The following is a 16,096-nucleotide window of genomic DNA, read 5'->3' on the forward strand; positions in this document are numbered from 1 at the left end:
GGACCTGACGTGAGTGTGCAAAGTACGTAAAACGTCCGGGTTCCGCCAGTATTTCCGGGATTTCCACCCCGGTATGAGCCGTGCCGTGCCGTCACCGCGTGATGCCGTAGATCGGTTCGTACTTCGCGTAGAGGTAGTCGATCAGCGGCCGGTGCGACAGCGGCTGCCCGGTCACTTCCTTCACCAGTTCGGTCGCGCGGTAGCGGCGTCCCTGCCGGTGGATGTTTTTCCGAAGCCACTCCAGCAGCCCGGAGAAGTCTCCACGGGCGAAGTCATCCTGCAGGCCGGGCATCGCCTTGTTCGCCGCAGCGTAGAACTGCGCGGCGTAGAGGTTGCCCAGCGCATAGGTCGGGAAATAGCCCATGTAGCCGGCCGACCAGTGCACATCCTGCAGGCAGCCGTTGGAGTCCCTGTCGACCTCGATACCGAGGTAGTCTTTGAACCGCTTGTTCCACTCACCCGCGACGTCTTTCGCTTTCAACTCGCCGTGCACCAGAGCGACCTCGAGTTCAAACCGAAGCATGATGTGCAGGTTGTACGTGGCTTCGTCGGCTTCGACGCGAATATACGACGGGGTCACGTAGTTCATGGCAGCATACATGTCATCGAGCGAGACGTCGCTCATTTCGTCGTGGAAGACGCCTTTCGCGATCGGGAAGAAATATTCCCAGAAACCCCGGGAGCGGCCGACCTGGTTTTCCCACATCCGCGACTGCGATTCGTGAATCCCCGATGAGACCGAGTCTCCCATCGGCGTACCGTAGTGGTCGCGGTCGAGGCCCATGTCGTAGAGGGCGTGGCCGGTTTCGTGCGTCGTGCCGGTGAGTCCTTCGGCGAGATCGTCGGGATACCAGCGGGTGCAGATGCGGGTATCGCTGGGGCCGAGTCCGGCGCAGAACGGGTGGGTCGTGATATCGAGCCGACCCGAGTTGAAGTCATAGCCGATTCGCTGCGAGACCATCTCGGCGAAGATGGCCTGCTTTTTGACGTCGTACGGGCGCTTGATGACGCCGATATCGGGGCGGCGCGGGGCATCCTTGAGTTTCGCGACTAGCGGGACGAGGTCCTTGCGGAGGCCTTCGAATACTTTCACAACTTCGGCGGTTTTGGCGTGCGGCTCGAAGCCGTCGAGGAGGGCGTCGTAGCGCTCGCCATCGTAGCCGAGGGCGTCGGCTTTGCGAAGGTTCAACTCGACGTTTTTCTCGAGCCAGGGAGCGAACATGGCGAAGTCGGATTTCTTGCGGGCCTCCATCCACACCTGCCGCGCTTTGGTGGTGGTGCGGATGATTTCCTCGACCAGTTCGGAGGGCAGTTTGGTTTCGAGGTCGTACATGCGCCGCCATTCGCGGACGTTGACCGCCTCGACCGAGAGCGGGTTTTTGACGAGCTCGGAGCTTTCGCAGGCCGAGAGCCAGTCGTTGATGCGCGGGTCGGTGTCGCGTTCGTGGACCATGCGACCGATCAGCGACATCTGTTCCGAGCGATGGTCGACGCCGGCGCCTGGCATGTAGGTATCCTGATCCCATTCGAGGACCGAGTTGACGGAGGCGAGGGTGGTGTTTTCTTTGAAGTGGTTGATCAGGTTTCTGTACGCGTCTTGGGCGGTCATATCTTATCCCCTTTGGACACAGTATGTTTCGTCGTACGGTGGTCTAATAAACGGTAGTACGAGGCGAAACGCAACGGGTTGCGGGTCGGGGACGGAGTTGGACCGCACGGTGGCGCTAGTTTGTCATGCTGTGGACCTCACAAAAACAAAAAAGTCGTTGTACAAGTGTGTGTGCGAGCCGGTTATCGAGAAATAGGTTCGTTTTGTCATTTTAAGGGGGCCCCCATTTTTTCTTCTCCCCTTCTGAGGGGACGTAGCGCGCTGACAGGGAGGATTTTGGCGAAACGCGACGGGATGGAAAGCGGTCGATGTTCGGGTGCGATTTCGGCATGTCTGGAGGCTCCTTTGTTTACTTCTGTGTACTAAAGGGGCCGGCTCCGTTTTTTCCATCGAGTTGGTGGGGAAAGTGAAGAGGAAGAACTGGAGGCAAAGCCAGCCATCAGTACAGAGGCACCCTCCAGCAGCTTTCATGGTTTGAAGATGAGTTCTTCGGGTTTGCCCGGAACCACCCGGCGCACCTCCAAGACGAAATCCAGTATGTCCGATACACCGTATTTGACGGCTACCTCTCCGAGCTGTATCCTCACGGAACCATCTCTTCGGCGTGAGACATGCGGATACTGGAAGAGTGTACTAAAAGTGGTTGATCCCCTTGGAGTTGGACCGTAGGGAATTGCACCAGAGTTGATCTTCGAAAGGCGGATGCTGTCCTGGTACCTCTCTATTAGCTTCTGCGAATCCACAACAATGACACAATGCGCTCGCTTCTTATAGGCTCTTCCAGAAAGCAGGCGCTGAAGTCTATCTGCTGACGGCCAGAAGAAGACCATGCCGTTTAGCAGACGATACCACTCCTGCGGACTCATATCTGTCAGACTCGCAGAGAGCTTCTTCTCGTTGAGAGGCTTCTGGTCGCGAATGACAGCGTAACCGAGCTCGGGATGTTCGATTCTGACCGATTCTGGTCGACGATTTGACTCTATAGAGTGGCGTTGGTTCCCTACTATCTCAAACTTGTCCAAAAGCGCAGTTGTGCTAAGAAGTCCGTACTCGCGAATGTTGTCCCAAGAAGAGAGCTCTGCCATATGGAACAATCGAGGGAACTCTTGCACGAAAGCGTCCACCGTCATTACTGGCTTACCACGCACGTCTGTCTATGATACTCCTCTCGTGGAATCTGGTGGATATTAGTGTAACTGGCGCACAGGCGACACGCTCAATCTCCTCTATGAATCGGATGGTATCAGATTTTAGCTGTTCGAATCGCCTTGCCCTTTTGTTCGTACCGGCCAAATAATCGACAAAGGTGAGGGCAATGTCCGTAGGCGCGTTCAGCGATGCTGCTTTGCGCAAGAGATACCAGTCAAACTCAGCAACGCGCCTCTGCCTCCCAGTAGTTGAGGTGACTTCTGCTTTTTTCAGTTCGTCTTCAGGAATACCGCTTCTTTCGGCGACAGTTGCCCAGGTAACTTCGCGGCTCATCGGTCCCGAGGTCAGGCCATCCGCAGCCGGGTCCTGAACACGAATTGGGTAGCTGCGACAAACCATGACGACCTTTCTCACGCGACTGGAAGAGATACCTGATTCAGCCAGACAGCCCGTCACTGTAGTATCGCGAGATGTCACATGAGGGTATTGCCCGTGAAATAGGCTCAACCCTGTCCCCTGGGTGCCTTCAAGAAAAATACTATCCCCCCTCGCGTAGGCGTCGTCCAGAACCGCGCAGCTCTCTTTGATGAAAGGTCTCAGAGCCTTCTCGTCTTTGGCCAATTTGACACTCTTGGATCGGCCCATGATTCTCCTAGCCTGAGCAGCGCCTGCTCCCGAAGCTGTGCTGGCTATGGTATCACGCAGGACCGACTCCTTGCGTATGTCTTGGTTCGTAATCAACATCACCTGTGGATCAATCGACAGTCGGTTCTTGTCGACGTGGCAATCAGCAATCTCCCTGAGCAACGTTGGAACAAAAACCACTGCTCCCGGACCGATCAACAAACGAGAAGATGGTGAACATCCGGTACCGGACGGGAGCGAGTGAAACGTATATCTCGGGCTGTACACAGTATGCCCCGCGTTTGGTCCACCGACGCGTATTAGGAGCTGATACTCGGGAGCTAGGTAGTGTGCAATGTGTCCCTTGCCCTCACTCCCATATTGTCCGCCGACGAGCACGTCTACTGAACGTTGGAAATTTCGACCGTAGAAACCAATGTGGGCTGCGGCCCGTACGAACACATCGGCCGGACTACACATGTTCGTGTCAATCACGACGTCTGCATTCTGGGCAAGCTTGCTTATGTTTCGCTCTGTCTTGTTGGCTTGTAGCTGGTCGTAGTGCCGCACTTCCCGATAACGCGCGGAAGCCCGAGTTTGATACCTCGAAGCGAGGACTTCTTTGGGGGCTGAAAGGTGGATATGTATAACGCGCCTGCCGTAGGCGTTTCGAATCTCGTCTATTTGTCGCTGGATTCTCACAGAATCCACAACGATAATGCAGCCGTCCGGCGCATTTCTCTCAACCTTCTCCAAATCGGCGAGCACCCAATTTACGCCCTTACGTCGGTCGAGCCTATCTCCTAGCTTCTGATACTCCTCACGGACGCGATTAGCCTTAGGAAATCGCTGCCGGATTCCTTCGCCCGTGATCACGGGAAACACGTCAAAACGTTCCTTGAGTGACTGCCTTAGACTGGTTTTGCCTGAAGCGATAGGACCCGAAAGCAGCACCACTTTCTCTACCATTATCTCCCCCTATCCTCCAAATAGACTTCCTTGTGTAGGCTGACGTGGCCGCGTTCTTTCGGGCAAGTCGTAGATTGTTACGGAAATGCCTCTCTTGCAGAGGGCTTCTTCAACCAGTTCCGAGATGATCTGCCAGTCTCCACCACCTTCACCGCACCCGATTCTCGGCATATGTACGGACGCACTCAATTTAAGTGCTGATGCAGACAAGTTATCTAAGCATTTTAGGAGCGCTCCGTATCGGACACGCGTCCGACGTTCCGGGCCATAGCCCTTCTGAGCGATCAACTGCGCCACATGGAGTGAATCACTAACCTTCGTCAATCTTGTGTTCCCCAATTGCAGTTCGGACCTGTTTGACATCACCCAGTCTCGAAAAGACGCGTGGACATCTGGAAATGTCTGCTGTATTGAGCGACCAAAACCCGCTCCCCAATTGAGTGCCTTATCGTTGACAACGTGAGCGATTACTCGAACACCTTGTCCCCTCGGCTTGAGTGCATTCCCCACAAGGTAGTTGATACCCCAAGAGGCTTTTGGCCTTTGAGACGGTGAAGAGACGATTCCTACGACTCTTGGGAGAGAGTCTCCGGGATAAGACGGAATCGCCGTGCACTCCACATGCAAAGTAGGTGCGGACTTCAGCCAGCGTTCGTCTCCTTTCGCCGTATAGCCAATGGCTGTACACTCTGCAACGATACTACTGGAAGGCAGTTGAAGCCCCTGGGGAATCGATAAAGAGAAGGCCCTCGACGGACGCGAGTAGTCCAAAGCATAACGGTATCCCTTCTCACTGTGAATTCTCGGCGAGGCACAGAATACAGCACAGGAAGCATGACTTATTCTCGAAACTCTGAGAAGGATCGACTCCATCGACACATCGAACCGACGTCGAACATCTAGCAGACTATCGATGGAAGTATCCTTATCCAAGAGATTCCTGAAGCTGCCTACCGGCATAAGTAGTTCCGCAGCTCCGATGTTGCAGAGCATCTCCAGTTGCCAGTCATCTCCACTCATTTCCTCTTTGTGCAGTCGATTCCTTCGGTGCTCGCGAAAATCAGGGAAGAGAGTATGTGCCAGTTCGTGCGCGATCGAGTATTTTATTCTCGAAGCGGGTCTATTGGGATTGAATTGAATCTCAGCGCCTTTCTCGCCTAGCGAAATCAAACACGCATCCATGACGTCTTCGGAAGGTCGCAAGGTAACTCCCAAGATTCCTGCCAACTCAAACGGATCATAGGGTGGTCCAGTCCACCCTTTTTGAATCGCTGTTAGAACAAGTGATCGTGCCTTGGCCTCTACCAGAGCGCTAGGATCGCCCAACTTGCCAAGTTCCTTCACAGAAGGGTGTGTCCAATGGAACATAGTTCATTCCCCCGCTTCATTCTTCCAGACTGACATATATGATACCTATTCGAAATTGTGAAGACAACCTAGATAAACTGACTCGATTGACACATGTCAAACACTTCTTTGAGCACTTTCTCCCCTTGCCCCTCCCCTCCGCACGCCCTATATTCTCAGCCACACCAGAAGCACAAAGGAATTACCCCGCATGGCGCATGTGTCTGTCCCCGAAGCGGATGCCATTCTCGATAAGCAGTTCGACGTCCTCGATCACGGGTTCGTGCGACTGATCGATTACATGGGTTCCGATGAGTCGATCGTCCAGGCCGCACGCGTCTCCTACGGCAAAGGCACCAAGAAGGTCTCCGAGGACCGGGGATTGATCCGCTATCTCATGCGCCACCACCACACCACGCCGTTCGAGATGGTGGAGTTGAAATTTCATGTCAAGCTGCCGATTTTTGTCGCCCGGCAGTGGATCCGTCACCGCACGGCCAACGTCAACGAGTACTCCGGCCGCTATTCCGTCATGAAAGAAGAATTCTACCTTCCGCCGCCCGACGCGCTCCAATACCAGTCCACGGTGAACAAGCAGGGACGCGAGGAGGAGAAAGAACTGCCCGATGCGGTCAAGGATGCGTTCCGGGAGCATGCGGAGTCCACGCAGAAGGCTCTGTATGAGCGGTACGTTCAGTTCGTGGACGAGGGTCTCGCACGGGAGCTGGCGCGGATCAATCTTCCCCTCTCGCTGTACACCGAGTGGTACTGGAAGATCGATCTGCATAACCTCTTTCATTTCCTTCGGTTACGGCTCGATCCACACGCCCAGAAGGAGATCAGGGCGTATGCGGCGGTGATGGCCGAGATCACGCGTGCGGTGTGTCCGATGGCGTATGAGGCGTTTGAGGACTATGCGCTGAACGCCCTGTACTTCTCCGGCCCGGAGCTCAGAGTGATCGGTCACCTGCTGGAAAAATTTTCCGACACGGCAGAGACGCTGGTGGAAAAGGGTCTTTCGAAGCGCGAGGCCCGGGAGTTTTTGTCTAAGTTGGCGGCGATCAGGAAATTAGAATCCTGATCGAGGTGTAAACAGTCCATAAACAGTCATTCGAAATCGTCATAAGTGACGGTCCTGATTACACTTTCGCGATCTTTTCCCTTGACAATTCCGCATCTATCCTCTAATGTGTGATTGTCGGGTTGTCACACCGCCCGGCAGGACGACATTCAAGGTAATTTTCAGAGGGTAACGCGCCGATGGACGATTGCTCAAGGTTATCCTTCCATTTCATTTCCTATTGTTCGACTGTGCCTCAAGGTACAATCCACACCTGTGCCCGTTCGTTATTGGCGCATGAACCCTCGTTACCTGCACTGAGGTTTTATCGCACCATTAACTAACGGGGTCGGGAGATGAAGCAGCTTCGCGTGGGGCGCGCCATGGCAATGGCGCTCACATTCGCCCTGTGTCTTTCAGCCACCGCTCAGGCCGACGAGTGGTGGGCCGATTCACTCGCTACGTACAAACTCACCAAGGCTCCACAGGAGCGCTCGCTGCAGTTCCTGCTCGATTCGCTGGGGTACGAGATCGACGTTGACGACGACGAACTCGGGGTAGAGGTTTTGTGCGGTCAGCCGGGGACGAACACCGCGACCTTGACGCTGGAAGTGGCCGGTTCGGCGGTCTACGCGACATCGGGCTTCTACGAGGCCGGGGACACATCGGTCTTCTACCAGTTGTTCGGACCGTCCAATGTGCCGGGTGATTCCGTGCAGTTTACGGTTGGTTCGTTCGACGCGGTGGGGTTCTGGATGCGGCCGAATCTGTCGGGCAACAACGCGCGGTGGCTCACGGAGCAGGACTTCAACGAAGACGATTTCGACCACGCATGGATATTCGCGACCGGCAATCCCCACGAGTACCTGATCGCGTTCGAGGATCTGCCTGACGGCGGCGACGCCGACTACCAGGACCTGGTTATCAAGGTGCGGTTCGCCAACGACGTGCCGTACCTGACGCTTCCGGGCGACACGACGATCGTACAATGCGGGAGCGACTCGATTTGTTTTGCGGTCGGCGCGTACGACGACAACTGCCAGGGGGATTCGATCTGGCTGACGATGCTTTCGGGCGACGGTGTGTTTACGCCCGAAGCGGGGGTGTCGTCGATTTCATCGCAGCACTGTTTTCTGCCGGTCGGCCCCGGCACGTACGAGTTTATTTTCGAGGTGGAAGACATCCTTGGTGCGATAGATGTCGACACCCTGACAATCACGGTGGCGGCCGGATCCTCGCCGCTGGTTTCGGTGCCCGACACGACGGTGGACTGGTGCGATCTGCAGACCATATGTCTTCCGTTGTCGATACTGGATCCCGACTGTGATGTGGTGTCGGTGACGACCAGTCTGGGCAGCTACGGCGGCAACGCCCTGAGTTTCGATCAGATCATGCGATATACGGAGTTGGGGGCGACGATTACGCAGGTTGGCGGCGGGGCGCCGGGGACGCTTCTGACGGAGTCATCGGATTTCGTGGGGCCGGTCAACTCGCAGTCGGGGGTGAGTTTCTCGCTGCCGAATTTCGCGTTTGCGACGATCGTCCATTCGACCGGCTCGTTCCCGGTCGGGCCGGGCCTGTACAATTCATCGGACAACCTGCTGGGCGCGCCGACCGATTTGACCTTTACGCTTCCGGGCCCGGGCGGTCCGGATGGCGGGGCCGGGGACGGGTCGATTGACTTTTCTTCGGGCAACAATGTCACGATTGGATTCGGGCAGGATATCACGTCGTGTAACGGCGCGGAAGTGGATTTCATATTGTTCACCAACACGGCGTCGGCCGGCAACGGCACGATCCGGTTCCGCGACGGCGGGACGACGGTATACACGTATACCGGGCCGATCCCGGGCGCATCGGCAGGTACCGGCACCGGCGGGTTGACGATCGATTTGCCGGACGGGGTCACGTTCGACCGGGTGCGGATATCGAACAACAGCGGCAGTTTCGAAGTTGACGCCGTTGCGGCCCGCACCGCGGCATCGCCCAGTGCAACGGATATCTGCTTCACACCCGACACGGCGGGCGTCTACGAAGTGATCGTGACGGCCACGGACGCGTGCGGGAATATCGGGCAGGATATCGCGTACGTGACGGTGAATCTCAACGAGGCTCCCGTGGCCGATGCGGGGCCCAACCAATCGGTGTTCCAGTGCGCGCCGGCACAGATCTGTTTGCCGGTCGGTTTTACCGATCCCGACAATAATCTCGAGATTACGGAGCTTGTCCAGGGACCCGGCACGCTGGCCGGCAACCAGATCTGCTTCACCCCCGCTTCGTCGGGGACGTTCACCTTCGTCATTCGTGCTGTTGATTCGTGCGGGGTGTCGGATCGGGATACGGTTGTCGTTTCCGTGACGCGCAACGCGTCGCCGGTGGCGGCGCAGCCGGCGGGAGTCAGCCTGTTTTTGTGCGGTCCCCAGCAGGTTTGTCAGACGTTCACCGCAACCGATCCCAACGGCGGTTCGTTGACCTGGACGCTGCTGAGCGGACCGGGGTCGATCTCCGCAGCGGGAGAGTATTGTTTCACGCCGACGACGGGCGGCGTGTTTGACGCGTCGGCGGTGGTCGCCGACTCATGCGGCGCTGCCGATACGGTCACGGCGAGTTTTACGATCACGATGAATGCCGCGCCGGTGGCGGACGACCCGACGTCGCCGGTTGATGTCGCGCAGTGCGACCCGCAGGAAATATGTTACCAGTTTACTGCGACCGACGCCGACGGCGGCCCGCTTGCCTGGACGATGTTGTCGGGGGACGGCGCGCTATCGGCATCGGGCGAGTGGTGCTTCACGCCGGCCGGCAGCGGGAGCTACACGGCTCAGGCGGTGGTTGCCGATACGTGCGGTGCGGCCGATACGACGACGCTGACGTACGACGTGACGGTGAACGAAGCGCCATCGATCGCGCTCGGCCCGGATACGTCGCTGAGCCTCTGCGCGCCGCAGCCGATTTGCCTGTCGTATGTCGTTGACGACGCCCAGGGAGCGGCGGGGCTGATCGAGGCGATGGTATCGGGTTTTGGGACGCTCGACACAGCGGCGAACCAGATCTGTTTTACCCCGGTGTCGTCCGGAAGCTACGAATTCATAGTGAGTGTGACCGACCCGTGTGGGGCAGTTGATCGTGACACTATTGAGGTAAGTGTTGCGTTTGGCGTGAGCGCAGCCATAGGCTGCCCGACCGGGTCCATAGATGTGTTTTTGTGCGGACCCGATTCCATCCATTACATGCTCGATATCACACCGGCTTCGGCTGCGGTGACGGTCATGGGTGGCAAGTACGAAAACGACAAGCTCGATATCTATGCGGATACGTCCGGTACTTACATCGTCCAGGTCATCGCCACGGAGGCCTGCGGCGCCGACACGTGTCAGCTGGTATTTGAAGTCGAGATCGGCGAGTCGCCGCAGATCACCTGTCCGCCGCAGGCGTCGCAGTTTATCTGTGACGCCGGCGCCAGCGTGTGCGTGCCGGTGGGTATCGTGGGAGCCGACACGAATGTGACGGTCAGTCCGATCGGGAGCTACTCCGGCGGGAATGTTTGCTTCACGGCGGATACGTCGGGTCTCTACACGCTCACGATGGTGGCGGCGACGCCGTGCGGCAGCGACACGTGTGAGTTGCTGGTCGATGTGTCGGTCAACAGCGCGCCGGTTGCGGTCGACCCGGCCACGCCGGTCGACACGTTCCTGTGCGCCCCGGACGCCATTTGTTATGATTTCGCGGCGTCCGACGCCGACAGCCAGACCCTGACGTGGGCCAAGCTGTCGGGCGACGGGTCCGTGAGCGCATCGGGCCAGTGGTGCTTCACGGCCTCGGCCTCGGGCACCTATACGGTGGTGGTGGTCGTAAGCGATCCGTGCGGGGATGCGGATACGACCACGCTGACGTACACGGTGACGCTCAATGGCCCGCCGACGGTCACGCTGGGTACGGACAAGTCGCTGGTTGTGTGCGCGGGTCAGCAGGCGTGTTTCCCGTATACGGTGAGCGACCCCGACAACAACCTGGCGTCGGTCGCACTCACGTCCGGTCCGGGCACGCTCGACGAAATGGCCCAGACCGTGTGCGTGACGCCGGCGACATCGGGAACGTATCAGTTTGTCATTACCGCTACGGACAGCTGCGGCCTGCAGGATGTCGACACCCTCCGGATAACGATCCAGGTCAATCGTCCGCCGGTGGCGAATGCGGGTCCGGACCAGACGGTCGGGCAGTGCTCGGTGGGCCAGATTTGTCTGCCGGCGACATGCACTGATCCCGACGGTAATCTGGTGACGTGCGAGCTCGTGACCGGGCCCCCGGGGGCCGGTTACGACGGCACCACCATTTGTTTCACACCTACCGGCACCTGGGATTACGAATTTGTACTCAAGGCGACGGACGCGTGCGGATCGGTTGATTACGATACAGTCGTAGTCTACTACACGCTTAATTCGGCGCCGGTGGCCGATGCGGGCGCCGACCAGGCGGTGTTCCAGTGCGCGCCGCAGCAGATATGCTGGCCGGCGGGTTGCAGCGATCCGAACGGGCCGGCCGACCTCGCTGAGTGCAATCTGATCAGCGGTCCCGGCACGTATGACGGCGCCAAGATATGCTTCACGCCGTCCGGTACGGGCGTGTACGAGTTCGTACTCGAGGCGGTCGACAACTGCGGGCGGACCGATCGGGACACGGTGACGATCGACGTCACGATAAACTCGGCCCCCGTGTGCGAGATTCCCAACGATACAACCATATTCCAGTGCACGCCGACCCAGGTGTGCCTCCCCGCGTTCTCGACCGATGTCGACGGCAATCTCGATAATTGCCAGGTGAATGTGGGGACGCTGGTCGGTTCCACCTGGTGCTACACACCGTCGTCGAGCCAGACCGTCACGGTCACGATGACGTGTGTCGACGAGTGCGGCGCGCAGTGCCAGTCGCAGTTCGCGGTGGAATTTCTGATCAACGGTGATCCGACGATTGCATTCGGCGCCGACACGAGTCTCTTCCTCTGTTCGATGGAGGAGGTGTGTCTGCCGTACATAGCCGACGATCCCAACGATCCTCGGCCGACGACGGTCACGCTGGTTTCCGGACCGGGCACGCTTGACGAGATCAACTCGCAGGTGTGTTTCACGCCGTCGGGCGCCGGTGTATTCGAGTTTGTCATTCGTATCGAGGACGAATGCGGCAAATTCGATCAGGATACAATAAACGTAACGGCTGGACTCAATTCGACGCCGGTCGCCGATGCCGGGGCCGACCAGACGTTGTTCCTCTGTGATATCGGACAGCCAATGTGCTGGCCGGTGTCGTGCAGTGACGTCGACGGCAATCTGAGTGATTGCCTGTTCAACGGACCGGGCACGTACGACGGCTCGACAATTTGCTTCACCCCCGCCGGTCCCGGGGTGTTTACGTTCACCCTCCGTGCCGAAGATGACTGCGGCGCCGCGATGGTCGATACGGTTGTCGTCAGTGTCGCGGTCAACAGCGCGCCGGTGGTGACGCTCCCGGATGATTTCCCGGTCTTCCAGTGCACGCCGGAGGAGATCTGCGTGGATTACACGGTTGCGGACGCGGACGGCCTGTCGCTGATCATCGAGAGCATGTCTTCGGGATACGGCACCATAGACACTTCGGCCAACCAAATCTGCTTTACGCCTGGCGCCGCCGGCGCGTACGAGATTATCGTGAGTGCGGTTGATTCCTGCGGCGCGGCGGGCGCGGACACCGTGACGGTTACGGTCTCGTTCGGCCAGTTTGCCCTCATAAGTTGTCCGGCTGCTCCTATAGACGTATTCCTTTGCGGCCCCGATTCGATCTGCCAGAGCATGAGCATCACGCCGTCCGACGCGAGCGTAACGGTCTCGCAGGGCGTGTACGACGGCGGCCAGCTGTGCTTCTATGCCGACACGGCGGGCACATACGTGATTGACGTGATAGCCGAGTCCAGCTGCGGCGCGGACACCTGTCAGCTGGTGTTCAATGTCGATATCGGCCAGGCGCCGCAGATCGCCTGTCCTGACCCGGTGGTGCGGTTTGTCTGCGACGCCGGATCATCGGTGTGTATCCCGGTCGGCGTCATGGGAGGGGGCGCGACGGTGACGGTATCGCCGTTTGCCACGTACTCGGGCGGTTCGGTTTGTTTCAACGCGGATACATCGGGTCATTACGAAATCACCATGATTGCCGCGACCGCATGCGGCAGCGATACCTGCCTGATCGTCGCCGACATCACGTTGAACGGCGCGCCGGTCGCCGACGATCCGGCCGGCCCGGTGGACACGGCGCTGTGCGATCCGGGACAGATCTGTTACCAGTTTACTGCTGTGGACCCTGACGGAGGGGCGCTCATCTGGACCAAAACAACGGGGAACGGTTCAGTGTCGGCCGCTGGCCTCTGGTGCTTCAGCGCCACCGCCAGCGGCAGCTACTCCGTAACGGCCACGGTCAGTGATTCCTGTGGAGCATCGGATCAGGTCACCCTGACGTACAATGTCGATCTGAACGATGCCCCCGTGGTCAGTCTGGGGCCGGATGTCACGCGGTTCGTGTGCGCGAGCGAGCAGATCTGCCTGCCGTACACGGTCACCGACAGCGACAACAATGTCGAGCTCGAGACGCTGGTTTCCGGCGCCGGTTTGCTCGACACGGCAGCCAACGAGTTGTGTTTCGCCGCCGATACCGCCGGTGTTTATCGTTTCATCGTACAGGTGACGGACGCCTGCGGCGACAACGACAGCGATACGATTAATGTCACGGTCGGAATCAACAGACCGCCGGTTGCAGGCGCGGGCGCCGACCAGACCATATTCCAGTGCGCGCCGGTCCAGGTCTGCTGGAGCGCGACAGCGACCGATCCCGACGCCAACCTCGACAGCGCCTATGTGGCAGACGGGCCGGGGACGTTCGCGAGCGGCCAGATCTGCTTCACGCCGGATACGGCCGGCGTGTACCGGTTCATCCTGAGAGCGGTTGATGACTGCGGCGTGAGCGATCAGGATACGGTGCTGATAACGATCGACTTGAATGCCGGACCGGTGTGCAGCGTCCCGGCCGATACAAGCGTGTTCCAGTGCACGCCGACGCAGATATCGCTGCCGGTGGGCGCGGCCGATCCGGACGGCAATTTCGATCATTGCGAGATTGTCTCCGGTCCCGGTTCACTGGTGGGCGGCAACTGGGTCTTTACTCCGTCCGGGGATCAGAGTGTCACCGTTGCGGTCATGTGTATCGACCAGTGCGGCGCGACGTGCACCGACACGTTCCACGTGACGATCGACATCAACAACCGACCGGTCGTCAGCGCGGGTGCGGACAGCACGGTAATCACCTGCGACGGCGGCACGATCTGCCGGACGATCGTGTCCAGTGATCCAAACGGCAATCTGGATTCGGTGTGGATCGCCTCGGGGGCGGGACATTATAACGCCGTCACCGGCCAGTACTGCGTGACGGTCCCGTACGGCGACGGCAACGATCGCCAGTACACGACCATCTTCGCCGCCGTGGATTCGTGCGGGCTGGAATCCCGCGATACGCTCCGCATCACGATCGACTTCAACGAGCCGCCGGTGATCGAGCTGCCGCCTGATTTTGTGGCGTATCTCGATCAGGTCGGTGAACTCTGTATCGATGTCGAGATCAGCGACGCCGACGACAATCTCGCCGGCTACAGTGTCGCGCCGATCGGCGACTGGGATCCGTTTACCGGGGAGTTGTGTTTCGACGCCGATACCGCCGGCACGTACGAGATTATCGTCACCGCCTTTGATATGTGCGGCGACTCGACATCGGACACGGTGGAGATCGAGGTACAGGTCGACGAGTGCATCCATGTCCAGATCGAACAGCGAACCAACGTGTTCCAGGGGCAGGTAACCACGCTCGACATCCTGCTTACCGGTTCCGGCAAGGAACTGGGCGGGTTTGACCTGTTGATCCAGTACGATGCCAGCGCGCTGACGGCGACGGCTGCGCACCTCGGCGCTCTGCCGCTCAACTGCGGCTGGGAGTACTTCCAGTACCGTCACGGAGCGTCCGGCAACTGCGGCAGCGGCTGTCCGTCGGGGCTGATCCAGCTGGTCGCGATTGCCGAGACCAATAACGGCGCCTATCATCCCGGCTGTTATCTCGACGCGGATGTCGGCGTTTTGGCGTCGATAGATTTCCTGGTCACGAATGACCGGACGCTCGAGTGTCTCTGGATCCCGGTGAACTTCTTCTGGGTCTCGTGCGCGGACAACTCGTTCTCGTCACGGGGCGGCGACACACTCTGGGTCGCCCGCAGCATTTTCGATCCGGGTTATAACAACATCACCAACCACAATTTCGGTCTGCCGGGTGCGCTGGGGCTTCCGGATTACTGTCTGGAGGGACAGGGTCCCGACAAGCCGCGGCCGATTCGCTGTGTCGATTTCACGAACGGCGGGATCAAGATCATCTGCGCGGACGAGATCGACGATCGCGGCGATATCAACCTTGACGGTCTGGCGTACACGATCGCCGACGTGGTGATGTTCACCAACTACTTCATCTACGGAACGTCGGCGTTCGGTTCGGGTCTGGCGGTTGAGGCGGCGACGGCGGCGTCGGACGTTAACGTCGACGGCCTGCCGTTGACGGTCGCGGACCTCGTTTACCTGATCCGTGTGGTGGTCGGCGACGCATCGCCGGTTCCGAAGCCGAATCCGGACGCCGCGTACGAGGCTGATATCGCATTGCGCGAGGGCGTGGTGACGATCGAGCACGCGGGCGCCAGGATCGGCGCCATGTACGTGGTGCTCGAGGGCGAGGTCGAGCCGGAGTTACACCCGAACGCGGCGGACATGCAGATCGAGTTCAACTACGACGGCATGTACACGCGGGTGCTGGTGTTCACGAACGACGCATCGGCCTCGCTGGAAACCGGCGAAGTGCTTCTGGTCGGCACGAAGACGTCGATCAAAGAAATCGAGCTCGGATCGTATGATGGCTTAGTGATGGCGGCGAATATGCAGGTGCTGCCGACAACCTATTCTCTGTCGCAGAACTATCCGAATCCGTTCAACCCGAACACGACAATCGAGTTCTCTCTCCCGGTGAAGTCGGAGTACCGATTGACCATTTACAACATTCTCGGTCAGCAGGTCGAGCAGTTCTCCGATGAGCTTGACGCCGGGTACCACAAGATAGAGTGGGATGCCGGTAGATACGCTTCAGGTGTCTACTTCTATCGTCTGACGGCTGGTGAATTCAGCGCCACCAAGAAGATGGTTTTGCTGAAGTAACGCCATCGTCCTTCAAGTGAAAGGCCCCGGGCAACCGGGGCCTTTTGCGTTTCTGGTTGTGGGTGATGCGCTCACGGG

General features: G+C 58.7%; 5 protein-coding genes. 2 read left to right on the forward strand and 3 right to left on the reverse strand.

All coding sequences use genetic code 11. From position 1 onward, the window contains the following. Positions 1 to 91: 91 nt before the first annotated feature. The 3 genes from RBT76_12245 to RBT76_12255 form a co-directional block, all read right to left on the reverse strand. Complete coding sequence (locus RBT76_12245; protein ID MDX9858554.1) at positions 92 to 1,609, reverse strand: carboxypeptidase M32; 1,518 nt, start codon at positions 1,607 to 1,609, stop codon at positions 92 to 94. A 467-nt stretch (positions 1,610 to 2,076) separates the two neighbouring features. Then, positions 2,077 to 2,694: a hypothetical protein gene (locus tag RBT76_12250; GenBank protein ID MDX9858555.1), complete on the reverse strand. Its 618-nt coding sequence runs from the start codon at positions 2,692 to 2,694 to the stop codon at positions 2,077 to 2,079. A gap of 52 nt (positions 2,695 to 2,746) precedes the next feature. Beyond that, complete coding sequence (locus tag RBT76_12255; protein ID MDX9858556.1) at positions 2,747 to 4,351, reverse strand: adenylosuccinate synthetase; 1,605 nt, start codon at positions 4,349 to 4,351, stop codon at positions 2,747 to 2,749. A gap of 1,558 nt (positions 4,352 to 5,909) precedes the next feature. On the opposite strand from RBT76_12255, the gene thyX reads away from it, so the two are divergent. Next, entirely contained in the window at positions 5,910 to 6,779 is an 870-nt protein-coding gene (gene thyX, locus RBT76_12260; GenBank protein MDX9858557.1) for an FAD-dependent thymidylate synthase, read from the forward strand. Between the two features lie 335 nt (positions 6,780 to 7,114). Next, positions 7,115 to 16,018: a T9SS type A sorting domain-containing protein gene (locus RBT76_12265; protein MDX9858558.1), complete on the forward strand. Its 8,904-nt coding sequence runs from the start codon at positions 7,115 to 7,117 to the stop codon at positions 16,016 to 16,018. Positions 16,019 to 16,096: the final 78 nt, after the last annotated feature.

The sequence above is a fragment of the Candidatus Zixiibacteriota bacterium genome, from assembly GCA_034003725.1.
In the GTDB taxonomy this organism is placed as follows: domain Bacteria; phylum Zixibacteria; class MSB-5A5; order GN15; family FEB-12; genus WJMS01.